The following is a 26,558-nucleotide window of genomic DNA, read 5'->3' on the forward strand; positions in this document are numbered from 1 at the left end:
GGCGCCGTTATGAATGTAGTCGGCGGATGACCTAGATTGAAGCAGACCTTTTCAAGATGATGAATCAGACAACTCCTAACAGGTAAACTGACGCCATGCATCGCATAACCGTCAGTGCTCGTGTCAACCTCAGCCATCTGTTCTGGCTGCGCAGCCTCGCCATCATCGGCCAGCTCTGCACGATTGCGTTCGTGCAACTCTTCATCGGCGTGCAATTGCAGCTGCCTGCCATGCTGTTCGTGATCGCCATGGAAGTGGCGTTCAACGGCGTCACCTGGCTGCGCGTCACGCAGGATCGTCCCGAGTCCGATCTCGAACTGTTCGGCCAGCTCTGGGTCGATCTCGGCGCGCTTTCCGCACTGCTCTTTCTGTCGGGCGGCACGACCAATCCGTTCGTCTCGCTCTACCTGCCGTCGCTCGCCATCGCGGCCGCCGTGCTGCCGTGGTATCTCACCGCGTGGCTCGCGACCTTCGCCGTGGCCTGTTACGTACTGCTTGGCTTCGACAACGTCCCGCTCAACCTCGACAATCCCGCCAACCTGTTCGATTACTATCGCGCGGGCATGTGGGTGAACTTCATGGTGAGCGTGTGCCTGATCGTGTGGTTCGTCGCGCGCATGTCGCGCGCGCTGCGCCAGCGCGACACCGCGCTCGGCGACGCGCAGCAGCGCCTCCTGCGCGACGAGCGCGCCGTCGCGCTCGGCGTGCAGGCCGCCACCGTCGCGCACGAGATCGGCACGCCGCTCTCGACCATCGCCATGCTCACGGAGGAACTGCGCGACGTGGCGCACACGGACAAGGGGCTCGCGCCTTACTCGGCCGACCTCGAACTGCTCGACAAGCAGATCTCGCTGTGCACCTCGGCGCTCGCCCGGCTGAGGAGCCGCGCGTCCGCCACGGGCAGCCCCCAGGTCGTGAGCGAATGGCTCGGGCCGTTCGTCGAGCAGTGGCGCCTGCGTCATCCGCATGTGAAGTTCGAACTCCTCGACAACGGCCCGAGCGACCTGAGCCTCGACGACACCGTGGCGGTCGGCCAGATTCTCACCATCCTGCTCGACAACGCGGCGCGCGCGAGCCGGGATTTCGTGACCTTGCGGGCCTCGTCCACTGCGCGCGCCGGTTACATCGATTTCGAAGTCTGCGACGCCGGGCCCGGCATTCCGGCATCGCTGCGCACCTCGCTCGGCGCCGCGCCGGTGGACAGCACCCAGGGCGGCCACGGCGTCGGGCTGTATCTGGCGTTTTCGTCGGCGGCCCGGCTCGGCGGCTCGATCGTGCTCGACGACGTCACGCCGCCCGGCAGCCAGTCGGGCGAGGCGGGCGGCGGTGCAACGGCCGGGCACGCCGGCGGCGCTCGCGCGCGCAAGCCGCGCGGCACCCGTGCGGTGTTGCGCTTGCCGGCGAAGCAGGTCAAGGCGGGCGAGGCGAATGCGGCGGCGCGCGAAGGCGCAGCGTCCACGGCCTCGAAGATTGGATCAGGCGAGGGGCCGGCCCGGCCCGACGCCGCCTAACAACACGGAGAAATAGGCATGAGCGATATGAGTTTTCTGGTCATCGACGACGACGAAGTGTTCTCCGACATTCTCGCGCGCGGTCTCACGCGGCGCGGTTTCGAGGTGAAGCAGGCACACAACGCGGAAGAGGCGATTCGCTTCGCCAACCAGCAGAAGTTCGCGCAGATCACCGTGGACCTGCATCTCGGCAACGATTCGGGCTTGTCGCTCATCGCGCCGCTGCGCGAGTTGCAGCCCGACGCACGCATGCTCGTGCTGACCGGCTACGCCAGCATCGCAACGGCCGTGCAGGCCGTGAAAGACGGCGCGGACAACTATCTGGCCAAGCCCGCGAACGTCGAGATGATTCTCTCTGCACTGCAAAGCGACGCGAGCGCGATGCAAGCCGAGGAGGCCATCGAGCACCCGGCGCCGCTGTCGGTCGCGCGCCTCGAATGGGAGCACATCCAGCGCGTGCTGGCCGAGCACAACGGCAATATTTCGGCCACGGCGCGCGCGCTCAACATGCACCGGCGCACGCTACAGCGCAAGCTCGCGAAGCGCCCCGTGCGCCAGTGAAGCGCACCAACGAAAAAGGGACCCCGCGGGGTCCCTTTTTCATGGCCAATGGCCAATGGCTGATACGGCGCGCTTAGAGCACGTAACGCGACAGGTCTTCGTCCTGGGCCACTTCGCCGAGCGCCTTGTCCACGTAGGCCGCGTCGATCGTCACGCTCTGGCCCGCGTGATTGCCGGCCGCGAACGACACGTCTTCCAGCAGCTTCTCGATAACCGTATAGAGACGCCGCGCGCCGATGTTCTCGGTCTTCTCGTTGACCGAGAAGGCGATTTCCGCGAGGCGGCGAATGCCGTCTTCGGCGAAATCGAGCTGCACGTCTTCGGTGGCGAGCAGCGCCTGATACTGCTTCACGAGGCTCGCGTCGGTGGCGACGAGAATCGCTTCGAAGTCCTTCACGGAGAGCGAATCGAGTTCCACGCGAATCGGGAAGCGGCCTTGCAGTTCGGGAATCAGGTCGCTCGGCTTCGCGAGATGGAACGCGCCGCTCGCGATGAACAGGATGTGGTCGGTCTTGACCATCCCGTACTTCGTATTGATGGTTGTGCCCTCCACGAGCGGCAGCAGATCGCGCTGCACGCCCTGGCGCGAAACTTCGCCGCCGCTGCCTTCGTTGTTGCGCGAGGCGATCTTGTCGATTTCGTCGAGGAACACGATGCCGTTCTGCTCGACGTTCTGCACGGCCTTCTGCTTGACCTCTTCGTCGTTGAGCATCTTGCCGGCTTCTTCGTCGGTGAGGAGCTTGAGAGCTTCCTTGACCTTCACCTTGCGGCGCGTTTTCTTGCCGCCGCCGAGGTTCGCGAACATCGAGCGGATCTGCTCGGTCATGTCTTCCATGCCCGGCGGCCCCATGATGTCCATGCCCACCTGCGGCTGCTCGACGTCGAGCTCGATTTCCTTGTCGTCGAGCGCGCCTTCGCGCAGGCGCTTGCGGAAGGTCTGGCGCGTGGCGTTGTCACTGCCTTCGGCGTGGCTCGTGGCGTCCGACGAACCGAAGCCCACGGGGCGCGCGCTGGGCAGCAAGACGTCGAGGATGCGGTCCTCGGCCTGGTCGGTGGCCTTGCTGCGCACCTTGCGCATTTCCGTTTCGCGCGTCTGCTTCACCGAAATCTCGATGAGGTCGCGCACGATGCTGTCCACGTCGCGGCCAACGTAGCCCACTTCGGTGAACTTGGTCGCTTCGATCTTGATGAACGGCGCATCGGCGAGCTTGGCGAGGCGGCGTGCGATTTCGGTCTTGCCGACGCCCGTCGGCCCGATCATGAGGATGTTTTTCGGCGTGATTTCCTGGCGCAGCGGGTCGGCGACCTGCTGGCGGCGCCAGCGGTTGCGCAGCGCGACGGCCACGGCCTTCTTTGCGTTCGCCTGGCCGATGATGTGCTTGTCGAGTTCCGAGACGATCTCGGCGGGGGTCATGGTGCTCATCCTGATTCCTTCTCGTCTGTCCGGCGGGTTACTCGATGGTTTCGATCACGCGGTTGTGATTCGTGTAGATGCACATGTCGCCCGCGATTTCGAGCGACTTTTCGACGATCTCGCGCGGCGAGAGGTCGGTGTTGTCGACGAGCGCCTTTGCTGCGGCTTGCGCATACGCGCCGCCCGAACCGATCGCGCAGATCCCGCCTTCGGGGTCGAGCACGTCGCCGTTGCCGGTGATGACGAGCGTGGTGCTGGCGTCGGCGGCGATCAGCATGGCTTCGAGGCGGCGCAGCATGCGGTCGGTGCGCCAGTCTTTCGCGAGCTCGACGGCCGCGCGCGTGAGATTGCCCTGATGTTTTTCGAGCTTGGCTTCGAAGCGGTCGAGCAGCGAGAAGGCGTCGGCGGTGCCGCCGGCGAAGCCGACCATGACCTTGCCGCCGTAAATGCGCCGGACCTTCTTCGCGCCACCCTTCATGACGATGTTGCCGAGCGTGACCTGGCCGTCGCCGCCGAGCGCGACCTTGTCGCCGCGCCGCACGGAAACGATCGTCGTGCCGTGAAATTGCTCCATGTGCGTTCCTTTTTACCGTTGATGCCGGGTTGGATGCGAAGGTGGAATGCCTGCCGCTTTCGGGTGGGCGCGGCGCCCGTGGTTTCCGGTCGCCGCCGCCCTGAATCCGGGTGCGTTGCGCGCGCCTGCACGGCGCGCAGCGAGCGCGTGTCGGTATGAGTTTAGGGCGGCGTGAGGCATATCAAGGCCCGCACGAGCAGAAAAGCTCGCGGCGGCCTGACCGCAAGCGCGCAGGAAAGCGTGCAGGAATGGGCGTTCGCGCCCGGCAAGGAAGGCGCGTCGGCGGGGCGGCGCGCAAAAGAAAAAAGCGCACGGGGCTCCGTGCGCTTCGACAGGGAAGGCAAGTCGCTAGCCGCGAAAGCAGGCTTTCGCAGCCGGGAAAAAGCTCAATCGCCGAACAGCTTCTGGCGCAGCTCGCGGCGCTCCTGCGCTTCGAGCGAGAGCGTGGCGGTCGGGCGCGCGAGCAGACGCGGAATGCCGATCGGCTCGCCCGTTTCCTCGCACCAGCCGTAGTCGCCGGAGTCGATGCGCGCGAGCGATTGCTGCACCTTCTTGAGCAGCTTGCGCTCGCGGTCGCGCGTGCGCAGTTCGAGCGCGTGCTCTTCTTCGATCGTCGCGCGGTCGGCCGGATCGGGAACGATCACGGTTTCGCGCAGATTCTCAGTGGTCTGGCCCGCATTGCGGAGAATTTCCGCTTGCAGCTGTTCGAGCCGGTTCTTGAAGAAGGCGAGCTGATCCTCGTTCATGTAATCCTTGTCGCTCATCTTCAGGATTTCGGCTTCGGTCAAGAGTCGTGTCGTCGTCATCTGGCTTGCTTCTTCAATGAGTGAGGCAAAACAGGCACATCTTGCCTGCACTTTTGTGTTGCCCGCAGTGGCCTTTACCACCTTGCCAGGCGCACTTACCGCGCCGATGTGCGCGCTGACGGGCACGGACGATGATCTGTCGTGACGCCGAAGCGCCGCTGCGGGGCCGAACTCCTCTGGAAACCGGTCTTCAGATGCTCCTGAGGCATATTTCGTACCGACTGCGCGCTGCGACCGTTGCGCTGCCGGCGGGGCGAACCCTCGGCGAATTCCGGGGCGCCTCTCTTCCAGTGGGGCCGTATTGTAACCGAACCGCAAACTTAGACCGCAAGCGGGAAATCCCTGCGGCGGCGTCGCCATTGACTGACCCGTTTGCGTACCCGGCGATATCCAGAAAATATAACGCGCCAATCGTGAAAAAGCGATGGTCGGGTACGTTATTTGACGCGCACACCCGAAAGAGGCCGTTGCGCTGTGCGCAAAGACGGCATGGGCGCCCAAACGAAAACGCCCGGCGGCGGGCCGGGCGTATCAGAATAATCTCGGAATCTGGTCAGGCGAGACAGGCGTCGAGGCCGTCGGTGATGAGATCCTGCGGCAACTCGATGCCGATGAACACCATCTTGCTGTTCTTCTTCTCGATCGGCAGCCACTTGGCGGCCAGGTCGCTGCCCATCATCTGGTGCACGCCCTGGAACACCACCTTGCGGTCCACGCCCTTCATGTAGAGCACGCCCTTGTAGCGCAACAGGCGCTCGCCGTAGATCTGAAGAATGCCGCCGAGGAAGTCTTCCAGGCGATTCGGATCGAACGGGCGGTCGCTGCGGTACACGAACGACTTGATCTTGTCGTCGTGGTGCGCGTGATGGTGGTGGCCGTGGTCGTGGCCTTCATGGGTGCACTTGCCGTGATCGTGGTCGCAGTCGGCGTGATCCTCATCATGAGCGTGATCATGCGCGTGGTCATGATCATGGTCGTGATCGTGATGCGCGTGATCGTCTTCGGCGAGGAAGTCCGGGTCGATCTCGAGCTTGGCGTTCAGGTTGAAGCCGCGCAGGTCGAACACTTCCTTGATGTCGGCCTCGCCGAAATTCACCTGGCGGATCTGAGCCTTCGGGTTCATGTGCAGCACGCGGTGGCGCAGGTCGGCGAGTTCCTTTTCGTCGACGAGGTCGGCCTTCGTGATGAAGATGCGGTCGGCGAAACCCACCTGGCGCTGCACCACTTCGTGCTCGTCGAGCTGATGGTTGCCGTGCTTGGCGTCCACGAGCGTGATGATCGCGTCGAGCAGGAATTCGTCGGCGATCTCGTTATCCATGAAGAAGGTCTGCGCGACCGGGCCCGGATTGGCGAGGCCCGTGGTTTCGATCACCACGCGGTCGAAGTCCAGCTTGCCGTCGCGCTTTTGCTGCGCGAGGTCGCCGAGCACGCGCGCGAGGTCGCCGCGAATCGTGCAGCAGATGCAGCCGTTGCTCATCTGGATGATCTGCTCGGTGCTGTCCTGCACGAGGATTTCGTTGTCGATGTTCTCTTCGCCGAACTCGTTCTCGATCACGGCGATCTTCATGCCGTGCTTTTCGTTCAGGATGCGCTTGAGCAGCGTGGTTTTGCCGCTGCCGAGAAAGCCGGTCAGGATGGTGACGGGAATCATGCTGGTTGCCATGCTGTCTGCCTGGTAGGTGTTCGAGGTGTCCATTCCGGCGCGCCGCGTTGGACGCTGGCGCGCCGAGGTATTCGGGCCGGGCGGCTGCCGGGCGCCCCGCCCGCAGCCATCGAGTGTTACAACATAACTTCCTATTGAAACATATCTGCGCGGCGCACGCATGAGATGGCCGGGCGCGGCCGGATTCGGGGACCGACCATGCGGCCCGAAATGCGCGGCTGCGTGCCGCCGAAACCGGCTAGATAAGGCCGGCTCAGGCGATTTGCAACAGCAGGCCCTTCAGGTACTCGCCTTCGGGGAACGCCGTGAGCAGCGGGTGATCGACGCCCGCGCCAAGGCGCTTGAGGATGCGCGCGTCCACCCTGGCGTCGGAAGCGGCGCCCGCCACGATCTTCTGGAACAGCGCCGAATCGATCGCCCCCGAGCACGAGTACGTGAAGAGGAGGCCGCCCGGGCGCAGCAGTTTGAAACCGGTGAGGTTGATGTCCTTGTAGGCGCGTGCGGCGCGATCCACGTGCTCGCGCGAGGCCGCGAACTTGGGCGGATCGAGCACCACCAGGTCGAAGCGCTCGCCTTCGTCGTGGAGGCGTCGCAGCGTCTTGAAGGCGTCGGCGTCGAGCCAGGTGGCGCGCGCGGCGTCGAAGCCGTTCGCCTCGACGTTCTTCTGCGCCGTGGCGAGCGCCTCGCCCGACGAGTCGATCGACACCACGCGTTTCGCGCCGCCCTTCATGGCCGCGAGCGAGAAGCCGCCCGTGTAGCAGAAGCAGTTGAGCACGTCGCGCTCGCGCGCATACGTCTGCACGAGCGCGCGGTTGTCGCGCTGGTCGACGTAGAAGCCGGTCTTGTGGCCGTTGCGCACGTCCACGTGATAGCGCACGCCGTTTTCGTTCGTGATGATCGTTGCGGGCGGCTCGTCGCCGGCGAGCAGGCCGGTGGTCTGTTCGAGCCCTTCCTTCTCGCGGATCGACACGTCCGAGCGCTCGTACACGTTCGGGCAGCCCGTTGCCTGCGTGAGCGCGGCGACGATCGCTGCTTTCCATGCCTCGACGCCCGCGGCCATGAACTGGCACACGAGCTGGCCGCGGCCGCCTTTCTCAACATCACCGCCGTCTTCGATGTAGTAGTCGACGATCAGGCCCGGCAGGCCGTCGGCCTCGCCGAAGATCAGGCGCACCGCGCCCGTGCCGCTCACCATCGCGCGGCGGTCGGCCACGGCGCGCTGCACGCGGCGCTTGAAGAACGCGTGGTCGATCGGCTCGTTTTCGTCGAAGCTCCATACGCGCGCGCGGATCTGCGAGTGCGGGCTGTAGGCGGCGCGCCCGAGAAAGCGGCCGTCGGCCGAGCGCACGATGACGGTCGCGCCGGGCGCGGGCTTGCCCTCCACGTGGTCGATCGCGTTGGCATAGACCCACGGATGGCGGCGCAGCAGGGATTTTTCTTTCGACGGCTTGAGGGTGACGATATTCATGATGACTTCGATACAGGGTGACGGCGCGCGCCGCATGACGTTGCATGCCGCGTGCGCCGTGGCGTTTCAGTCGCGCTTTTTCGCGCGCGGATGCGCGGTGTCGTAGACCTTCGCGAGATGCTGGAAGTCGAGCGACGTATAGACCTGGGTGGCCGAAATGCTCGCGTGGCCGAGCAATTCCTGCACGGCGCGCAGGTCGCCGCTCGATTGCAGCAGGTGCGTGGCGAACGAGTGCCGCAGCACGTGCGGGTGCACGTTCGCCGGAATGCCCGCCGCGATGGCGGCGCGCTTCACGCGCTCGCGCACCACGCCCGGCGCCATGCGGTTGCCGCGCACGGAGAGAAAGAGCGGCGCGTCGTCGTGCTTCACGAAGGCGCCGCGCGCGGCGAGCCACGCGTCGAGCGCATCGAGCGCCTTGCGCCCGACCGGCACGGCGCGGTGGCGGTTGCCCTTGCCGTGCACTTCGACTTCGGCGGCGTCGCGCTTGAGCCAGCCCGCCGATTCGTAGCCGTCGCGCTTCACGTAGCGCACGTCCAGGCCGACGAGTTCGGCGAGGCGCAGCCCCGATGAGTAGAACAGTTCGAGCATGGCGCGATCGCGCAGCGCTTCGGGGCCGCCTTCCTGCGCGCCGGCGATGGCGGGGGCTTCCATGAGTTGCGCGGCGTCGTCGACGGAAAGCGCCTTGGGCAGCGTTTTCGCGCGCTTGGGCGCGCGCACGGCGGCCACCGGGTTTGCATCGAGTTCGATGTGGCCCGCGAGCCAGCGATAAAACGCGCGCCACGCCGAGAGCCGGTGCGCGATCGAGCGCGCCGAGAGGCCGCCCGCGTGCGCGCGCGCCACGGCGCCGCGCACCTGCGCGGCCGTGACCGTTTCGAGCGGCTTGCCGTTGGCGAGCTTCTTGAGCTCGTCGAGCTCGTACGTATAGCCGCGCAACGTGTGCACCGAGAGCCGCCGCTCGTGTTCGAGCATCGCGAGATAGGTGGCGATCGGATCGGTCAGGTTCACGTTGGGCGGCTTCGGTTTCGGCTTCGGTCAGTGCGGCAGCAGGCGCGAGAGCGCCGCGCTCGCGAGCGCGCCGATCTGCGTGAGGAAATCGGTGGCCATGCCGTCGTGGAAGCGGCGCGAGTCGGGCGAGCCCATCACCAGCAGGCCGAAGGCGTCGCTTTGCGGCGCATCGTTCGAGGCTTCGACAGGGGCGCGCAGCGCGATGATCGCGACCGACTGCGCCGCGCCGTCGCTGGCGTCGAGCCATTGCGCGGCCTCGAAGCCCGTGTTCGCGCCGCAATAGGGCGTGTCGAGGCTGCTCGCGAAAATGCGTACTTCCTCGCCCGTGTGGCGCGCGAAATCCGCCTGGGCGTAGGCTTCGGCCACGTCCCACACGCGCAGCGCGGCCTGCGGCATGTCGAACACGTCGCGCAGATTCTGCGTGATCGAGCGCGGCAGGGCGTACGGGTCGCGCTCGGCGATCATGCGCGTGGTCCAGCGGTTGAACTTCGCGGCGATCGAGTCGTTCTCGTGCCCGTAGCGCAGCAGCTCCGAAAGACGCCGTTCGAGATGCTTGTTCTTCTCGCGCAGCATCTCCATCTGGCGCTCCTGGAGCGACACGGCGGCCTTGCCGTGCGGATTGCCGAGCTTGATCGTCGCAAGCAGTTCGGCATGCTCAACGAAAAAGTCGGGATGGGCGAGCAGATAGTCGGCAACTTCGCGATCGTTCATGTTGTGGACGCGTTGTAGTTGTGAGGCGCGCGCAATGCAATGAGAAACGCGCAGTCTGTCATGCGATTCAGTATGCGTGCGGCGCGACGGCTGCTGCATCGGTCGCGCCGGCGAAGGCCGCCTGTCTATACAGGACTCAGTCGGCCAGCTCGATCTCGCCTTCGAACACGGTCGTGGCCGGGCCTGCCATCGTGAGCGCGGCGGACTCGTCGCGCGCGCCGTCCCAGGCGATGGTCAGCACGCCGCCGTGCGTATGGACCTTCACGGGCGAGTCGAGCAGCCCGCGGCGGATACCGGCCGCCACGGCCGCGCACGCGCCCGTGCCGCACGCGAGCGTTTCGCCCGCGCCGCGCTCGAACACGCGCAGCTTCACTTCGCTGCGCGAGACGATCTGCATGAAACCGGCGTTCACCTTGTTCGGGAAGCGCGCGTGCGTTTCGATGATCGCGCCTTCGGCCTTCACCGGGTAGGCCTCGACGTCGTCCACCACCTGCACCGCGTGCGGGTTGCCCATCGAGACGACCGAAATCCAGCGCGTCGCGCCATTCACGTCGAGCGGCCAGAGCGTGTCGTTGCCCTCGCGGCGGCCTTCGAGGCCCTGGGCGTCGAACGGCACGCGCGCGGGTTCGAACTCGGGGCGGTCCATGTCGACCACGACTTCACCGTTTTCCTGCACGACGAGCGTGATCGTGCCCTTCTGCACCTGCACGCGCACGCGGTTCGAGTCGGTGAGCTTGCGTTCGCGCACGAATTTCACGAAGCAGCGCGCGCCGTTGCCGCAGTGCTCGACCTCGCCGCCGTCGCAATTGAAGATGCGATAGCGGAAGTCGACGCCATCCACGGTCGGCTTCTCGACGATCAGCAACTGGTCCGCGCCAATGCCGAAGTGGCGGTCGGCGAGCGCGCGCACGCGCTCGGGCGTGAGCGCGAGGTCCTGGCTGTAGCCGTCGAGCACGACGAAGTCGTTGCCCGCGCCGTGCATCTTGGTGAATTTGAGTTTCATGCCGTTATTGTAAGCGAGGCCCGGGCGAAAACCCGGGCCTCGCTTGTGGGTGCATTCGTGGGCGCATCTTTCAGCGCATCTTTCAGCGATACACGCTCGGTTCGCCCGGCGGCCGCGTCTTGAAGCGCTTGTGGACCCAGTAGTACTGCTCGGGAATGCGCGGAATCTGTTCTTCGAGGAAGGCGTTCATCCGGCGCGCGTCGAGCTCGTCGTCGCCGGTCGGATAATTTTCCCAAGGTTTGAACACTTTCAGCCGATAACCCTTGTAATTGGGCAGCACCTCGCCGATGAACGGCACGACCTGCGCATGTCCCACTTTCGCAAGACGCCCGACGGCCGTGAGCGTGCACGCGGGCACGCCGAAGAAGGGCACGAACGCGGAATTGCGCATGCCGTAATCCATGTCCGCGCCGAGCATCACGGGCTTCTTGTCGCGCAGCCAGCGCAGCACGGCGCGCGCGCTGTCCGCGCGGCTCACCATCTCGGCGCCGAAGCGGCTGCGGCCGGCCTTCGCGGCCGCTTCGAACTCGGGGTTCGAAAACGGCTGGTAGAGCGAGCCGCACGGGCGGTGCAGCGAGTAGTTGAGAAACATGGAGCCGGCTTCGATGCCCACGAAATGCAGGCCGAGGAAGAGGGTGGGCGGCAGGTTCGGATCGGTGAGATCGATCTCGCTGTCGAGCTCCACGATCTTTTCGAGCTTCTTCGCAGAGCCGAACCACTGCACGCTGCGCTCCATGTAGCTGCGAATGGCGTGACGGAAGTGCAGCCCCGCCACTTCCTCGCGCTTTTCGTCGCTCCATTCGGGAAAGCACAGGCGCAGGTTGGTATGCACGACGCGCTTGCGGCTGCTCGGGATCTTGTAGAGGAGCCAGCCGAGCCCGTCGCCCAGGCGGGCGACGAAACCATAGGGCAGGATCGCGAACAGCTTGAGCAAGCCGATGGCGAAGCGGGAGCCGAGCTTGCCTAGCATGCGGCGACTCCGCGGCAAGGCTTGCGAACTGTGGGGAAGGCGACGGACGGCACGCGGGGGGACTCTGCGACAATTTAAGGAAGTCGCTATAATAAGGGCTTCGCCGAGTTAATAGACAACTTGCGGGGCGAAGCCGGAGGTCGGTCACTGGGTCTTATAGACAGACGCAGACTGACAACCGGGCAGCAAATCCGCTAAAGCGTCGCCGCTTCAAAGCTCCCGAAGCTGGCTACGTGAACATCAACCGTCACCAGCTACAGGAGCCTGACACGTGGCAAACGACTATTTCTTCACTTCCGAATCCGTTTCCGAAGGCCACCCGGACAAGGTCGCTGACCAGATCTCGGACGCGATCCTCGACGCCATCCTGACGCAAGACAAGTACTCGCGCGTGGCAGCGGAAACGCTGTGCAACACGGGTCTCGTCGTGCTCGCCGGTGAAATCACCACCACGGCAAACGTCGACTACATCCAGGTCGCGCGCGACACGATCAAGCGCATCGGCTACGACAACACCGACTACGGCATCGACTACCGCGGCTGCGCGGTGCTCGTCGCTTACGACAAGCAGTCGCCGGACATCGCTCAAGGCGTGGACCGCGCGCACGATAACAACCTCGATCAAGGTGCAGGCGACCAGGGCCTGATGTTCGGCTATGCGTGCGACGAAACGCCCGAGCTGATGCCGCTGCCGATCCACCTTTCGCACCGCCTGGTCGAGCGCCAGTCGAACCTGCGCCGTGACGGCCGTCTGCCCTGGCTGCGCCCGGACGCGAAGTCGCAGGTCACCGTGCGCTACGTCGACGGCAAGCCGCACGCCATCGACACGGTCGTGCTCTCCACGCAGCACTCGCCGGACATCGATCTGGCCACGCTGCGCGAAGCGGTGATCGAGGAAGTCATCAAGCCGGTTCTTCCGTCCGAACTCATCAAGGGCGACATCAAGTTCCTCGTGAACCCGACCGGTCGCTTCGTGATCGGCGGCCCGCAGGGCGATTGCGGTCTCACGGGCCGCAAGATCATCGTCGACACGTACGGCGGCGCAGCCCCGCACGGCGGCGGTGCGTTCTCGGGCAAGGACCCGTCGAAGGTGGACCGTTCGGCTGCCTACGCCGGCCGTTACGTCGCGAAGAACATCGTGGCCGCCGGCCTCGCGTCGCGCTGCCTGATCCAGGTGTCGTACGCGATCGGCGTGGCCGAGCCGACCTCGGTCATGGTCAACACGTTCGGCACCGGCAAGGTCTCGGACGCGACCATCACGAAGCTCGTGCGCGAACACTTCGATCTGCGTCCGAAGGGCATCATCCAGATGCTCGACCTGCTGCGCCCGATCTACGAAAAGACCGCCGCTTACGGCCACTTCGGCCGCGAAGAGCCGGAATTCTCGTGGGAAGCCACGGACCGCGCGCTCGCACTGGCCGAAGCCGCCGGCACGGAGCCGGTGGGCGCGCTGGCCTGAGCCTGCGCAAGCACGCATCGCGATGACCGGCGGCCACGCCGGTCGTCGCGAAGAAAAAACCCGCAGGGCGCAAGCCCGTGCGGGGTTTTTTGTTTTGGGGCTGCGCCCGGCCCTGCTGGTTTTAGCGGGCTTTATCGGGCTCTAGCGGGCCTTAGTGGGCTTTAGCGCATCGCGAAGCCGAACCAGCCCGCGCTGCCGGACGTCATGCGGCGCGGCCGGCGCGGATTGCGCGCGGTATGAACCGTGGAAGGCGCGGCGAGCGAGCGCAGCGTGGCATTCGGACGATACAGCAGCGTGCGCAGCGAGAAGTGGCGCGAGCCCGAGCGCAGGCGCAGCACGGCGAAGAACGAGTGGAACCACGTCCGCATGTTGTCGACGGGCTTCACTTCTCGCACCTGTTGCGCGAGCGCGCGCGTGCGGGCAGCGTGGTGGCGCAGCGCGCGCACCACGTGACGGCGGGCGGGGCGGGCGGCCTTCAGGGCAGTGTGGGCGGCGTGGGTCATGCGATGGGTATCGAAAAGGGTATGCATGGCGGTTGCGGAATCGGGTTCGAGGTGCGCCTTGCGCGACGCTTCGCATCGAGCAGCAAACGTGCCTGTCTTCGAGGTCGTCACGATATGGGCGGACGGCAGACGGGCCGCAGGGCGCGGCGTAAGACGCGACGGGACGGATTCTTCTGTTGGAGCGCCTTGTGCGGCAAGGCGTTCACGGCGATCCGCACGTGCGATGAGGGTTCAGCGATTGGAAACAACATGCGCGACAGACTACACGCGATTGATGACGGCAGAAAGTCGGTTAATACCCGCCCCCGCGCCGCTTTGATGCAGGCGATCGCGCCCTTTGTCCTCATGGCGGTGCGCGCGCGCCATTGACGTGCGCGGCCAGGGCCACGCGGCGCGACCCGGTGGCGCTTCCCGGCGTGCCTGCACGCTTTACAATCGGAACGTCGGCGCGCGCCGACGCCGTGGCGGTATGGTCGGAGAAAACGACGCACGAAAGCCGCGGCCCCCGCAGGCATCGCATAACGGAAGTCCCATGTCAGTCCATTCAAAGAAAGAACAGGTGCAGGCGCTGCGCGAACGCGGTTTCGTGGTGGTGCCGGGGCTCGTCTCACCTGAGCGCTGCGAGGCGATCAAGCGGGTCGCGCAGGAGCAGTTGGAGGCGGCCGCCGCGCCGCTCGAATTCGAAGCCGACTTGCGCTACCCCGGCGCGCCCGAATCGAAGGACGCGCCCGGCGGCCATACGGTGCGCCGCCTGCTCGACGCGTACTCGCGCCACGCGCTGTATCGCGAGTGGGCCACCTCGCCTGAGATCGCGGGCTGGATGGAGCTGTATTTCGGCGAGGAGCCCTTTCTTTCGCGCGCGCATCACAACTGCATGATGACGAAGCACCCGCACTACGGCAGCCTGACGGGCTGGCACCGCGACGTGCGCTACTGGTCGTTCGAGCGCGACGACCTCGTTTCGGTGTGGCTCGCGCTCGGGCCGGAGAAAATGGAAAACGGCGGCCTGTGGTTCGTGCCGGGCTCGCACGATGCGCCGTTCACCTCGGAGCGGTTCGACGCCGCGAAATTCTTCCGCGCGGACCTGCCCGAGAACCGCGCGTGGATCGACCAGGCGATTGCGCCGACGCTCAACGCGGGCGACGTCGTGTTCTTCCACTGCAACACGCTGCATTCGGCGGGGCAGAACCAGAGCGACCAGGTGAAGTTCTCGCTCGTCTTCACCTATCACGGCGCGAGCAACGTGCCGCTGCCGGGCACGCGCTCGGCAGCGAAGCCTGAAGTGAAGCTTTGAGGCGACGCTGCGTTGTCCGAACGACGCCTGATTAACGTTGGATCAACAGCGGTGGATCAACTAAAGGTGGATCAACGCCGCCGCCCCGACATCGTGAGCCCGGTGACGCCCGCGAGCGTGGCGGCGATGCCGCCGCCGATCAGGATGATCGTGCGATTGGTGGGCGCGCCGGTAAAGAGGCGCGACATGTCGTTCGCGAACGAATGAAGGGACTGGCCGCCGAAGTACAGCAGGACGACGCCGCAGGCGATGAGCGCGATCGAAACCACTTTAACCATGAACAACCCCTCGCAAAGGATGGACGCCGCAGTGTAGGCGAGTGGCTGCGGCGCGTCCAGGGGGCGGCTTTTCAGGCACCGTTCCCACGCCCTTCCCGCGCATTTCCCGCATAGTGGGCATCTGCGCAACCGGGGCGGATTGGCTAACATAGCTGCCTCACGAGCGCGGCGCGCCGCACGGCGCGTTGCGCACCTCCTACGCCCACTACCCGTTTTTGCCGAGGATCCAGACCATGGCCTACGAAGCAGCATCTGAACGCTATTCGGACATGCAGTACCGCTTTTGCGGCAAGTCGGGGCTCAAGCTGCCCGCGCTTTCACTCGGTCTGTGGCACAACTTCGGCGACACCACGCCGATCTCCACCCAGCGCGAGATCCTGCGCACCGCTTTCGATCTCGGCATCACCCACTTCGACCTCGCGAACAACTACGGCCCGCCGTACGGCAGCGCCGAAACCAACTTCGGCCGCATCTTCAAGGACGACTTCCGGCCTTACCGCGACGAACTGCTGATCTCGTCCAAGGCGGGCTGGGATATGTGGCCGGGCCCGTACGGCCAGGGCGGCGGCTCGCGCAAGTACGTGCTCGCGAGCCTGGACCAGAGCCTCAAGCGCATGGGCCTCGACTACGTCGACATCTTCTATTCGCACCGCTTCGACGTGGAAACGCCGCTAGAGGAAACGGCGGGCGCGCTCGCCACGGCCGTGCAGCAGGGCAAGGCGCTCTATGTCGGCATCTCGTCGTATTCGCCCGCGAAAACACGCGAAATGGCGAAGCTGCTCGCCGAATACAAGGTGCCGCTGCTCATTCACCAGCCGTCGTACAACATGCTGAACCGCTGGATCGAGCACGGACTGCTCGACACGCTCGACGAGGTGGGCGCGGGCAGCATCGCGTTCACGCCGCTCGCGCAGGGGCTGCTCACGAACAAGTACCTGAACGGTGTGCCGGAGGATGCGCGCGTGAACCGTCCGGGCGGCGGCTCGCTCAAGGGCGAGCACCTGAGCCCGGAGAACATCGGGCACGTGCGCAAGCTCAACGACCTCGCGCTGCGCCGCGGCCAGAGTCTTGCGCAGATGGCGATTGCCTGGACGCTGCGCGGCGGCCGCGTGACCTCGGCGCTGATCGGCGCGAGCCGCGCGGAGCAGGTGCGCGAGAACGTCGCGGCGCTGAAGAACCTCGAATTCTCGGCGGAAGAACTCGCCGAGATCGACCGCTATGCGACCGAGGGCGGCGTGAACCTGTGGGAGAAGCCGTCCACCGATCAGCACATCTGAGCGGCCGGTTTCGCCACCCAACCGCCTCCTTCGCGAGGCGGTTTTTTTCGTCCGGGGCTTTGCCTGCGGGGCGGGCGCAAGCGGGGCACCGTTCTTCGCTTTGTCATGTGGCCCTGCTAACGTCGCGGCAGCCTTTGCCGCGAGGAATCACCATGGAGTCCATGAGCGCCGAACGCGCAGCGCGTTCCCCGTCCGCCACGCGAGCGCCCAGGCCCGCTGAGGCCGCCCGCGCGAACGCGGCGCTGATCGCCTTCGTGCTCGCGGCGCTCGGCTACGAACTCATCGGACTGCCGCTCCTCATCGACGCAACGGGCGGCCCGACACTCGCCCTGCTCGCGACGCTCGTGCCCGTGGTGCTCGCCACGCCGGCCCACTGGGGGCTGATCCACGAAGGCATTCATGGGCAACTGTCGCGGGAGCGCCGCGCGAACGAGTGGCTTGCCCGTGCGCTCGCCATCGGTTTGGCCATGCCGTTCGATGCGGTGCGTTTCGGACACCTGATGCATCACCGCTTCACGCGCGAGCCCTTCGACCGTCCCGATGTGCACGAAACTCACGATGGGCATGACGCTCGCACAGGGTTCGGCGCGCGCTGGCGCCGCCGCATTGCATATTACGCGCGCCTGCTGGGCGGCCTTTACGTTGCCGAACTGCTGCTGCCGCTCGTGGCGTTCTTGCCGGTGCGGCTCGCGCGGACGATCGTCGCGCGCGGCGTGGGCGCGCACGGGCGCGAGGGCGTGCAGGTGCAGCGGCTTTTCGCGAACCATGCCGCCGACCCCGTGCGCCGCCGCCGCGCGCGGCGCGACTGGCTCGTCTCGGTCGCGCTATACGCGGCGTCGTTCGTGCTTTACGGCAAGGCGTGGCCGGTGCTGCTCGCGACGATGTATCTGCGTGGCGTATGGCTGTCGGTGGCCGACAACCTGCCGCACTACGGCGTCGCGCTCGACGAACCGGGGCGCGCGCGTGACTTTCGCGTGCCGCGCGTCCTGGGCGTGTTGCTGATGAACCACCATCTGCATCGCCAGCATCATCTGCATCCGACGCTGCCTTGGACCGCGCTGCCCGCGCTCGTGCAGGCTCATCAGGAAGCGGCGAGCGCGGACTATCTCGCCGCTGCGTTGCGGCAGTTCAGGGGCTTGCAGCCGGGTGTCGGGACTGAGTGAATGAGAGGGCGCGAGAGGATGCATGCGCGTGACGTCGCGCACGGCGTTTCGCGCGAAAGGCGCGACGCCACGCAACGCCACCGCGAACGCGGGAACGGCGCTCGAAGCAGCGCATCGCGCAGGCGGCTCGTGGGCCACCATGCGCTAAATGAGCCCGTACGTTACATCAGCGCAGGCAGCGTCTCGACGAGCGCGACAGCCGCGAGAACGCCGATCAGCGCACCGATCACGCGCAGCGTGTTGTGCCTGAATTCCGTTGCGCACGGCACCGCGCCGAGAAAAAGGGCGCCGGCGAGGGCCATCGGGATGATCATCACGAAATCGCCGATCGTGAAATAACCTTCCATGCTCGTCTCCTTATCGTGTTGGCAACGAAGGCGCGCGATGCTTGTTGTTCTGATCGTCATGCCGGCGGCGTGACGCGGCGGCTTCGGGCCTGCAATCGAGTATAGGTGAGGGTGGCGAACATGGCGGCACGCATGCGTGCCGCCGTGCTGTCCTCCGGTGCGTGCGCCGCGCCGCAAAAGCCCGCCAGAAGCGCTTCGGCGTGGCACAGCGGCTCGCGCGGCCCGCAAAGCGTCAGTCGTCTTAATATTACGGATGCCTTTCTATTGCGGGCTTGTGCGGCGCACAGAAGTACAAGCGCGCATGCTGCGTGCCCGGTCGCCCCTCATGCCTGCTGAATGCCCGCTACATGCCCGCCTCATGCCGCTCCGGCGTGTTCACGCTTGCGCAGCGTCACCGCGAGCGCGAGCCCGGCGACGAGCAGGACGATCACGAGCCCCGCCACGCCGCTCCAGCCCGCGCCCGCCCAGAAGTGCCCGCCGACCGAGCCCATCACGCTCGAGCCGAGGTAATAGGCCAGCAGATACAGCGCGGCGGCCTGGCCTTTCGCTTCGCGCGCGAGCCGGCCGACCCAGCTGCTCGCCACCGCATGCCCGGCGAAGAAGCCGATCGTGAGGCAGGCGATGCCCGCGGCGATAGCGGCAAGCGGCGAGAACAGCGTGAGCACGACGCCTGCGAGCATCATCGCGAGGCTGGCGATCAGCACGCGGCCGCGCCCGAAGGTGTCGGCCATGCGGCCGGACCACGGCGACGCGACCACGCCTGTGAGGTAGACAAGGAAGATCGCGCCGATGGCCGCCTGGCTCATGTGATAGGGCGCGGCGATCAGCCGGTAGCCGATGTAGTTGTACAGCGTGACGAAGCTGCCCATCAGCACGAAGCCCATGGCGAACAGCATGGGCAGGCCGGGCCGCGCGAAATGGCGCAGCAGCGCCGCGCGATGATGCGCGAAGCCGAGGCCGCTCTTTGGCGAGAAGTGACGCGAGGGCGGCAGCAGCGCGCGGAACGCGAACATCGAGGCGAGGCCGAGCAGACCGATCACGGCCACGGCCGCGCGCCAGCCGAACAGGTCGGTGACGATGCCGGTGATCACGCGCCCCGCCATGCCGCCGATGGCCGTGCCGCCCACGTAAAGCCCCATCGAAAGGCCCAGCCCGTCGGGGTGCATTTCCTCGGCGAGCCAGGCCATGGCGACGGCGGGCACGCCGCCGAGCGCGATGCCTTCGAGCGTGCGCAGCACCAGCAACTGGTGCCAGTGCGGCGCGAAAGCCGTGGCGAGCGTGAGCAGCGACGAGGCGCACAGCGAGGCGGTCATCATGCCGCGGCGGCTCCAGCCTTCGGAGACGAAGCCCGCGACGAAGATGGCGATGGCGAGCGCGGCCGTGGTGAACGAGAGCGCGAGGCTGCTTTGCGCGGGGCTCACGCCGAAGGTCTGCGAGAACGCGGGCAGTAGCGGCTGCACGCAGTACAGCAGCGAAAACGTGGCGTAGCCGGCGAATAGCAGCGCGAGGCTCGCGCGCCAGAATTCAGGAGTGCCGCGTTCGATGTACGGAACGGCGGCGGGCGCGGAATTGCGCGTGGCGCCCGGTGAAGCAGTCACGACAGGTTCTCCAGAAGTGCGGATTATTGCAAAGCCGCAACGATACGCCTGTTATGCGATTGGTGTTGGCGAGCGCCGCAGCGCAGCCAATGTGTGTCAGTCGAGCGCCAGTCGATCGTCGCTCAGCCTGGCGCGGGCGAGGAGCCCGGCGCGCTGGCGGGCCGCGCGCCGCCGGCTTTGTCCGGATGCACGAGCGCATCGTCGCCGGGCAGGTCGGCCGCGTTCCAGCCGCCGCCCAGCGCCTTCACGAGCGCGACGCTCGCGGCCATGCGCCGGCGCGAGATCGCCACGGCCTGGCGCTCGTTGGTGAGCGCCGTGGTTTGCGCGACCACCACGTCGAGATAGGTGATCGCGCCGCTGCGGTAGCGGCTCTCGATCGTCGCCAGCGTGCGCCGCGCCGCGTCCACGGCGCGGTCCTGCGCGAGCGCTTCCTGTTCGAGCACGCGCAGCGTGGCGAGGTTGTCCTCGACTTCGCCGAACGCGTCGAGCACCGTCTCGCGGTACTGCGCGACGTTCTCGTCGTACTGCGCGCGCGCCGCCTCGCGCACCGCCTCGCGGCCGCCGAAATCGAGCAGCGTGCCCGCGAGCGTCGGCCCGAGCGACCAGAAGCGCGCGGGGGCGACGAGCCACTGGCTGAAGTTGGTCGCCTCCAGCCCGCCCGTGACCGCGAGCATCAGGCTCGGAAAGAACGCCGCCGTCGCCACGCCCACCTGCGCGTTCGCGGCCGCCACACGTCGCTCGGCGGCGGCGATGTCGGGACGCCGCTCCAGCAGCTTCGACGGCACGCCCGGCGGGCTCGCGATCGCGCGCACCGTGTAGGCAGCCTTCGGCGCGGCCGGCAGCGAGAAGGTGGAGGGCGACTGGCCCGTGAGGATGGCGATCGCGTGTTCGAGCTGCGCGCGCTGCACGCCGAGATCGATGGCCTGCGCCTCGGTGGTTTGCAGCTGCGTTTGCGCCTGGCCCACGTCGGCGTCGGTGGCGATGCCGCCCGCGTAGCGGTTCTGCGTGAGTTCGAGCGATTCGCGGTAGGCCTGGAGAGTGTCGTCGAGCAACTGGCGCTCGCGGTCCACGCCGCGCAGCTCGAAGTAATCGGTGGCGAGTTCGGCCTGCATCGAGAGCAGCACCGCCTGCATGTCGGCGGCGCTTGCCTGCGCGCCGGCCTTCGCGGCCTCGACATTGCGCGCCACGCGGCCCCAGATGTCGGGCTCCCATGTGGCGTCGATGCCCACGGCGTAGTCGTTGATCGTGAGACCGGCCTTCGACGTGTACTGGAGATTCTGAGAGGTGCGGTAGCGCGAGTAGTCGCCGCTCGCGGTTACGAGCGGGAAAAAGCTCGAACGCTGCTGGGCGACGTTCGCGCGCGCCGCGCGAAAGTGCGCCTGCGCGGCCTGGACGTTCTGGTTCGCGGTCTCCACCTGCGCTTCGAGCGCGTCGAGCGTGGCGTCGCCGTAGATCGTCCACCACGCGCCACGCGACGCCTGGTCGGCGGGCTGCGCGAGCGTCCAGCCCGTGCCCGCCAGTTCCTTGTACGTCGCGGCCACGGGCATGGCCGGGCGCACGTAGTCGGGGCCGACCGTGCAGCCGCCAAGCGCAGAAAGCGCCGATGCCACAGCTAGCGTGGTGAAAGCGACAAGTCGCGCGTGGGCTGGCTTCATCATTCGCCCTGCGCTTGCGCGCTGTCGCTTGCGCTTTGCGTGGCACCGGCAGCACTTGCAGCACTCGCGCCGCTCGCGGCATTCGCCGCGCCCGTCTTGTGCTCGCCGCGCGCGGGCACGATGCGCACCGGCGTGCCGTCGACGATCGCGTCCTGCGGATTGACGATCACGCGCTCGTCGCCCGTGAGCCCGGCAGCCACCGCCACGCGCGTGCCGAAGTCGGTGCCGAGCGTGACCTTCACGAGCTTCACGCGGTTGTCCGCATCGACGGTCGCGACCTTCACGCCGTCGGGGCGGAACAGGAACGCATTGCCGGGCAGCGTGATCGGCGTGGCCGCGCCGTCGAGCGTGAAGTGAACCTGCGCATACGCGCCGGGCAGCAACTCGCCGCTGCGGTTGTCCACGTCGACTTCGACGAGCATCGTGCGCTGCGTTGCATCGACCGCGCCCGCCGTGCGCGCGACGACGCCCGCAAAGCGCTTGCCCTGCGCTTCGTTGAGCGTGAGATACGCGTGCTCCTGCACGTGTATCTGCTGCGCGTAGGCTTGCGGCACGTTCGCGTACACACGCAGCCGGTCCGCCTGCGCGAGGTGGAACAGTTCCTTTTGCGCCGTGCCGCCGTTGCCGGCGTCGATCAGCGCGCCCACGTCCACGTTGCGCGCCGTGACGATGCCGTCGAAGGGCGCCGTCACGCGCTCGTACGATTGCAGTTGCGAGAGCCGCGAGACGTTGTAGCGCGCGGCGTCGAGCGTGGCCTTTTTCGCGAGCATGTCGCCGACCTTTTCGTCGGTGTCCTGCTTCGCGACCGAGCGGTTTTGCAGCATCTGCGTCCAGCGGTCGGCCGTTGTTTTCGCGAGCGCGTAGTTCGCTTCGGCATTGGCGAGATCGGCGCGCGCGGCGCGCAGCTGGTCGTCCACCTCGGGCGCGTCGATTTCCGCGAGCAACTGGCCCGCCTTCACGTGCGCGCCGATGTCGAAGTACCACTTGCGCAGGTAGCCGTTGGTGCGCGCGTAGATCGGCGTGTCGAGAAACGCCTGCACGTTGCCGGGCAGCACGAGGTCGAGCGCGCGGGTCGAGCGCTGCGGCGTGACCACCTGCACGGAGAGCGTGCTGGCCGATTTCGCTTCGCGCTCGAGCGCTGCATGTGCGCTATAACGCGACCAGATGCCTTGCGCCGCGAGCCCGAGCACGACGAGCGCGGCAAGCACGACAGGCCAGCGCCGCGCTGTGTGTGGCGATTGCGGATCTTGCGGCGACGGCGTTTGCGAATGATTCGTCATGACAGGAGATTCATGATTTGGGCACCACGTTTTCGATGGCGCGCTGGCGGCGCTCGCCGAGCTTGCGGTAGATGAGCGAGAACACCACGGGGACGAAGATCAGCGTGGCGAGCGTGCCCACCGCGAGGCCGCCGATCACGGCGCGCCCGAGCGGCGCATTCTGCTCGCCGCCTTCGCCCAGGCCGATGGCCATCGGCACCATGCCGATCACCATGGCAAGCGCGGTCATGAGCACCGGCCGAAAACGCGTGTAGCCCGCTTCGATCGCGGCGCGCGCGGCGTCGCCGTGCAGGCGCAGTTGCTCACGCGCGAAGCTGATGACGAGAATGGAATTCGCCGTGGCGATGCCGATACACATGATCGCGCCCGTGAGCGCGGGAATGGAGAGCGTGGTGTGCGTGAGGAACAGCATCCAGACGATGCCCGCGAGCGCGCCCGGCAACGCCGTGATGATGATGAACGGATCGAGCCACGACTGGAAGTTCACGACGATCAGCAGATACACGAGCACGATCGCGAAGATGAGCCCGCCCAATAATCCGGAGAACGAATCGTTCATCGTCTGCACCTGGCCGCGCAGCTTGATGCTCGACGTTTTCGGCAGTTCGGCGCGCGTGTCGTCGATGATCTTCGCGATGTCGTCGGACACCGCGCCCAGGTCGCGCCCGTCCGCGGTCCCATAGATGTCGATGGTGGTCTGCGCGTTGTAGTGCGTGACGACCGCGTTGCCCGCCACACGCTGCATGCTCGCGAGCGAGCCGAGAATATTGCTGCGGCCGTTCGCGGTGAGCGGAATGTTGGCGAGCGATTGCAGCGAATCGATCGTGTATTGCGGGGCTTCCGTGACGACGTTGTAGCTCACGCCGTTGACCGGATTGAGCCAGAACGTGGGCGTGGTCTGCTGGCTGCCCGAAAGCGTGATGAGCAGGTCGCTTGCCACGTCCTTCTGCGTGAAGCCGGCCTGCTGCGCGCGCGTGCGGTCCACGTCGATGAAGATGCGCGGAAGATCGGCGGGCTGCTGGATGCGCGCGTCGGCGAAACCGGGCACGCCGCGCAGCCGCGCGAGCAGCTTCGCCGCGAAGGCGCGGTTGCCCGCCACGTCGCGGCCCACGATCTGGATGTCGATGGGCGAGGGCATGCCGAAATTCAGCGTTTGGCTCACGATGTCAGCGGGCAGGAAGGCGAACTGCACGCCGGGGAATTCGTCGTTGAGCGTGCGGCGCAGGAGGCGCACGTAACCCGCGGTGGGATGATGGTCCTCGTTCAGCGAGAGCAGCACGTCGGCGTCCGAGGTGCCGATGGTGCCGGTGTTGCTGTACGAGAGGTTGATGCCCGAGACCGGCAGGCCGATGTTGTCGATGATCGAATGCAGCTCGCGAGGCGGAATCAGTTCGCGAATGCGCTTGTCGATACGGTCCACGAGCACCGCCGTTTCTTCCACGCGCATGCCGGTTTTCGCGCGCACGTGCAGCGCAATCGTGCCGGCATCGACCTGCGGAAAGAAGTCGCGCCCGAGAAACGGCATGAGCAGCAGCGAAGCGCCGCAACAGGCGAGAAACGCCACGACGAACCACACGGGATGCGTCACGCGCGCGGCGAGAAACACGCGATAGCGCTCGCGCAGCCGCTCGAAGCCGCGCTCGAACGCGAGGTGAACGCGCATGAACGGGTTGCGCGTCGCGCCATGCACGTGATGCAGGTCGGCGGGCTTGTGATGATGGCGCATCAGGTACTTCGCGAGCGTGGGCACGAGCGTACGCGAGAAGAAGTACGACGCCAGCATCGCGAACACCACGGCTTCCGCGAGCGGGATGAAGAGATAGTGCGCCACGCCCGTGAGCAGGAACATCGGCACGAACACGATGCAGATGGAGAGCGTGGAGACGAGCGTGGGAATGGCGATCTGGTGCGCGCCGTCGAGAATCGCCTGCTCCAGCGTCTTGCCTTGTTCGAGTTGCTGGCTGATGTTCTCGATCGCGACCGTTGCGTCGTCAACGAGAATGCCCACCGCGAGCGCGAGGCCGCCCAGCGTCATGATGTTGATGGTCTCGCCGAGCGCCGAGAGCACGATGACTGAGGTGATCATCGAAAGCGGAATCGACACCGCGATGATGAGCGTGGCGCGCCAGTTGCCGAGAAAGAGCAGGATCATGAGCGCCGTGAGCGCGGCCGCGATGAGCGCTTCGCGCAGCACGCCCTGCACCGAGGCGCGCACGAACAGCGACTGGTCCGCGACCGGATCGATATTCAGCGAAGGCGGCACGAGATTGCGCAGCGTGGGCATCATCTGCTTGATGCGATCGACGATCTCCAGCGTCGAGGTGTTGCCGCTCTTGTTGATGGTGAGCAGCGACGCGCGCTGGCCGTCCACGCGCACGATGTTGGTTTGCGGCACGAAGCCGTCGCGCACGTGCGCGACGTCGCGAATGTAGATCGTGCCGCTCGCCGTGGTTTTCACGGGAATGTCGTTGAGACCCGCTAAGGTGTCGGGACTTGCGTTCATCGTGACCGAATACTCGGTCGCGCCGATCTTTGCCGTGCCCGAAGGCAGGATGAGGTTCTGCGCGCTGATCGCCGTCACCACGTCCATGGGCGAGAGGTTGTGCTGCTGTAGCGCGCGCTGGTCGATGTCGACCATGATCTGCCGCTGCTTGCCGCCATAGGGCAGCGGCGCGGACGCGCCCGGCACGGTGGCGAGCTGCGTCTTGAGGAAGTTGTTGCCGTAGTCGAACAACTCCTGTTCGGTGAGCTGCGGCGAGGAAAGCGACAGGCGCAGGATCGGCACCGTCGAGGCGTTATAGCGCAGGATGAACGGCGGATTGATGCCGGGCGGCAGCGAGCGCAGTTGCGCCTGCGACAGCGCGGTGACTTCAGCGAGCGCTTCCTGGATATTGGCGTGCGGCTGGAAGAAGATCTTCACGACCGCGATGCCGTTGAGCGACGTGGATTCGGTGTGCTCGATATCGTTTACAGCCACCGAAAGGCCGCGCTCGTAATTGAGCACGATGCGCTTTTCCATTTCGTCGGCGGGCAGACCCGTGTAGGTCCAGATGACCGAGAGCACCGGGATGTCGATGTTCGGGAAGATGTCCGTGGGTGTGCGCAGGATCGTCAGCGGTCCTACGATCAACAGCAGCAACGCGAGTACGACGAACGTGTACGGGCGCTTGAGCGCGAGTCGAACGATCCACATGGAACGGCGGGTTCCTTCGCTGGTGTCGGGATATCTGGCTCGCGGGGCTGGTCCGGCCGTGGTGGCGAGCGTCTCGGTTATCGGTATCGTGGCCGGTTGCGGCTTGTGCGCGCGAGGTCTCTTGCCCGCTGCGCACAGCGACTGGATCTGGCCCGGATGGGACAGGACTATAGCGCCAGTCACCGTGCATCAGCGTACTTTTTCGGGTGCTGCGCAAGCAAGGGCGCGGGGGGCGGGGTTTACCATCTGTTACAGTCAGGGTTTCGTAAGTCGTGCGCGCAGCACGAGCGAAGATGGGGCGGCGTATGGCGTAGCGCCGGTTCGGCTGCTGATGCACCCCTGTATTTTTTCGCTTTGCGTGTGCGCGCAAAAAGGCAACAATGGGTATGCCAAGGGTCGCACCGCGAAAGCGCGGTGAACAAGCAAGTGGCCCGCGGCGGGTTTGGATGCGCGCGCAACCGATGGTGCGCATCGGTTTTTTGTCAGCATTACCGACCGGACTTCCTTCGAGGAAGCCGGCGAAGGTAACGGGGAAACATCATGCAAATCGGTTCTATCGTCCGTTCCGTTCATATCGCCGTGCCACAGGGCGCGCGCGGCATCGTGATGCGCCTTCTCGGCGACATGGCGATGGTGACCTGGTATGCCGGGGAGCCTGGCGCGTCGGCGCAACTCAACACCGAGCCCTTTTTTCTCGAAGATCTGATCGATACGGGCGAGCACGTCATGCCCGCCGGCGCCAAGATCCACTGAGGAGGCACGAGGGCGCGGCTGCGAGCGTGTAGCGCGCGGCGCGCGCCTTGCACGGCGGCTCGCCTGCGCCGC

The 26,558-nt window shown here is 66.2% G+C and carries 25 protein-coding genes; 9 read left to right on the forward strand and 16 right to left on the reverse strand.

The genetic code is table 11. The features are described from left to right. The first annotated feature begins 95 nt into the window (after window positions 1-95). Window positions 96-1,511 carry an ATP-binding protein gene (locus C7401_RS04385; RefSeq protein WP_112170117.1) on the forward strand — a complete coding sequence of 472 codons (1,416 nt, stop codon included), beginning with the start codon at window positions 96-98 and terminating at the stop codon, window positions 1,509-1,511. 18 nt (window positions 1,512-1,529) lie between these two features. Further along, window positions 1,530-2,072, forward strand: a complete 543-nt coding sequence (locus tag C7401_RS04390) for a response regulator transcription factor (RefSeq protein ID WP_112170118.1) — start codon at window positions 1,530-1,532, stop codon at window positions 2,070-2,072. 73 nt (window positions 2,073-2,145) lie between these two features. Here C7401_RS04390 and hslU read toward each other — a convergent pair whose 3' ends face one another. The 9 genes from hslU to C7401_RS04435 form a co-directional block, all read right to left on the reverse strand. Further along, window positions 2,146-3,495: an ATP-dependent protease ATPase subunit HslU gene (gene hslU / locus C7401_RS04395; protein WP_112170119.1), complete on the reverse strand. Its 1,350-nt coding sequence runs from the start codon at window positions 3,493-3,495 to the stop codon at window positions 2,146-2,148. Window positions 3,496-3,523: 28 nt separating this feature from the next. Next, window positions 3,524-4,060 carry an ATP-dependent protease subunit HslV gene (gene hslV / locus C7401_RS04400; protein WP_112170120.1) on the reverse strand — a complete coding sequence of 179 codons (537 nt, stop codon included), beginning with the start codon at window positions 4,058-4,060 and terminating at the stop codon, window positions 3,524-3,526. Between the two features lie 386 nt (window positions 4,061-4,446). Beyond that, window positions 4,447-4,866 carry an RNA polymerase-binding protein DksA gene (dksA, locus tag C7401_RS04405; RefSeq protein WP_112170121.1) on the reverse strand — a complete coding sequence of 140 codons (420 nt, stop codon included), beginning with the start codon at window positions 4,864-4,866 and terminating at the stop codon, window positions 4,447-4,449. A 553-nt stretch (window positions 4,867-5,419) separates the two neighbouring features. Further along, the gene (locus tag C7401_RS04410) at window positions 5,420-6,517 is read right to left on the reverse strand and encodes a CobW family GTP-binding protein (protein WP_181565496.1); all 1,098 of its coding nucleotides are present in this window, start codon (window positions 6,515-6,517) and stop codon (window positions 5,420-5,422) included. Window positions 6,518-6,782: 265 nt separating this feature from the next. Continuing rightward, window positions 6,783-7,997 carry a class I SAM-dependent rRNA methyltransferase gene (locus tag C7401_RS04415; RefSeq protein WP_112170122.1) on the reverse strand — a complete coding sequence of 405 codons (1,215 nt, stop codon included), beginning with the start codon at window positions 7,995-7,997 and terminating at the stop codon, window positions 6,783-6,785. A gap of 66 nt (window positions 7,998-8,063) precedes the next feature. Then, a complete protein-coding gene (gene xerC / locus C7401_RS04420; RefSeq protein ID WP_244314731.1) occupies window positions 8,064-8,966 on the reverse strand; it encodes a tyrosine recombinase XerC in 903 nt (300 codons plus the stop codon). 63 nt (window positions 8,967-9,029) lie between these two features. Continuing rightward, window positions 9,030-9,713: a DUF484 family protein gene (locus tag C7401_RS04425; RefSeq protein WP_112170124.1), complete on the reverse strand. Its 684-nt coding sequence runs from the start codon at window positions 9,711-9,713 to the stop codon at window positions 9,030-9,032. A 136-nt stretch (window positions 9,714-9,849) separates the two neighbouring features. Further along, the gene (gene dapF / locus C7401_RS04430; protein ID WP_112170125.1) at window positions 9,850-10,716 is read right to left on the reverse strand and encodes a diaminopimelate epimerase; all 867 of its coding nucleotides are present in this window, start codon (window positions 10,714-10,716) and stop codon (window positions 9,850-9,852) included. A gap of 82 nt (window positions 10,717-10,798) precedes the next feature. Next, a complete protein-coding gene (locus C7401_RS04435; protein WP_112170126.1) occupies window positions 10,799-11,686 on the reverse strand; it encodes a lipid A biosynthesis lauroyl acyltransferase in 888 nt (295 codons plus the stop codon). Between the two features lie 271 nt (window positions 11,687-11,957). Here C7401_RS04435 and metK point away from each other — a divergent pair, with 271 nt between their 5' ends. Then, entirely contained in the window at window positions 11,958-13,145 is a 1,188-nt protein-coding gene (gene metK, locus C7401_RS04440; RefSeq protein ID WP_112170127.1) for a methionine adenosyltransferase, read from the forward strand. A 161-nt stretch (window positions 13,146-13,306) separates the two neighbouring features. Here the strand turns inward: metK and C7401_RS04445 are convergent, their stop codons facing one another. Further along, complete coding sequence (locus C7401_RS04445) at window positions 13,307-13,675, reverse strand: hypothetical protein (protein WP_112170128.1); 369 nt, start codon at window positions 13,673-13,675, stop codon at window positions 13,307-13,309. Here C7401_RS04445 and C7401_RS44840 point away from each other — a divergent pair. After that, complete coding sequence (locus tag C7401_RS44840; protein WP_181565497.1) at window positions 13,652-14,017, forward strand: hypothetical protein; 366 nt, start codon at window positions 13,652-13,654, stop codon at window positions 14,015-14,017. The genes C7401_RS04445 and C7401_RS44840 overlap by 24 nt on opposite strands. 163 nt (window positions 14,018-14,180) lie before the next feature. Then, on the forward strand, window positions 14,181-14,942 hold the full coding sequence (locus C7401_RS04455; protein WP_112170130.1) for a phytanoyl-CoA dioxygenase family protein: 762 nt from the start codon (window positions 14,181-14,183) through the stop codon (window positions 14,940-14,942). Between the two features lie 71 nt (window positions 14,943-15,013). Here the strand turns inward: C7401_RS04455 and C7401_RS04460 are convergent, their stop codons facing one another. Beyond that, window positions 15,014-15,220 (reverse strand): DUF3185 family protein, encoded by a 207-nt coding sequence (locus C7401_RS04460; protein ID WP_112170131.1) that lies wholly within the window; start codon window positions 15,218-15,220, stop codon window positions 15,014-15,016. A 233-nt stretch (window positions 15,221-15,453) separates the two neighbouring features. On the opposite strand from C7401_RS04460, the gene mgrA reads away from it, so the two are divergent. From mgrA to C7401_RS45460, 3 genes are all read left to right on the forward strand, one after another. After that, a complete protein-coding gene (gene mgrA, locus C7401_RS04465) occupies window positions 15,454-16,497 on the forward strand; it encodes an L-glyceraldehyde 3-phosphate reductase (protein ID WP_112170132.1) in 1,044 nt (347 codons plus the stop codon). Between the two features lie 152 nt (window positions 16,498-16,649). Beyond that, window positions 16,650-17,660 (forward strand): fatty acid desaturase, encoded by a 1,011-nt coding sequence (locus C7401_RS04470; RefSeq protein WP_258396868.1) that lies wholly within the window; start codon window positions 16,650-16,652, stop codon window positions 17,658-17,660. A 22-nt stretch (window positions 17,661-17,682) separates the two neighbouring features. Continuing rightward, a complete protein-coding gene (locus tag C7401_RS45460; RefSeq protein WP_258396869.1) occupies window positions 17,683-17,808 on the forward strand; it encodes a hypothetical protein in 126 nt (41 codons plus the stop codon). 13 nt (window positions 17,809-17,821) lie between these two features. On the opposite strand, the gene C7401_RS04475 is transcribed toward C7401_RS45460, so the two are convergent. From C7401_RS04475 to C7401_RS04495, 5 genes are all read right to left on the reverse strand, one after another. Continuing rightward, on the reverse strand, window positions 17,822-18,007 hold the full coding sequence (locus C7401_RS04475; RefSeq protein ID WP_028203177.1) for a hypothetical protein: 186 nt from the start codon (window positions 18,005-18,007) through the stop codon (window positions 17,822-17,824). A 356-nt stretch (window positions 18,008-18,363) separates the two neighbouring features. After that, window positions 18,364-19,605, reverse strand: coding sequence for an MFS transporter (locus C7401_RS04480; RefSeq protein WP_224045260.1), 1,242 nt, complete (start codon window positions 19,603-19,605; stop codon window positions 18,364-18,366). Between the two features lie 122 nt (window positions 19,606-19,727). Beyond that, complete coding sequence (locus tag C7401_RS04485; RefSeq protein ID WP_373864421.1) at window positions 19,728-21,260, reverse strand: efflux transporter outer membrane subunit; 1,533 nt, start codon at window positions 21,258-21,260, stop codon at window positions 19,728-19,730. Then, window positions 21,260-22,540: an efflux RND transporter periplasmic adaptor subunit gene (locus tag C7401_RS04490; RefSeq protein WP_112170135.1), complete on the reverse strand. Its 1,281-nt coding sequence runs from the start codon at window positions 22,538-22,540 to the stop codon at window positions 21,260-21,262. Before C7401_RS04490 ends, C7401_RS04485 begins: the two co-directional genes overlap by 1 nt. A gap of 10 nt (window positions 22,541-22,550) precedes the next feature. Continuing rightward, window positions 22,551-25,733: an efflux RND transporter permease subunit gene (locus C7401_RS04495; RefSeq protein WP_112170136.1), complete on the reverse strand. Its 3,183-nt coding sequence runs from the start codon at window positions 25,731-25,733 to the stop codon at window positions 22,551-22,553. Between the two features lie 540 nt (window positions 25,734-26,273). Here C7401_RS04495 and C7401_RS04500 point away from each other — a divergent pair. After that, a complete protein-coding gene (locus C7401_RS04500; protein ID WP_112170137.1) occupies window positions 26,274-26,486 on the forward strand; it encodes a hypothetical protein in 213 nt (70 codons plus the stop codon). Window positions 26,487-26,558: the final 72 nt, after the last annotated feature.

Origin of the sequence: Paraburkholderia unamae (assembly GCF_003268775.1) — a bacterium.
In the GTDB taxonomy this organism is placed as follows: Bacteria; Pseudomonadota; Gammaproteobacteria; order Burkholderiales; family Burkholderiaceae; genus Paraburkholderia; species Paraburkholderia unamae.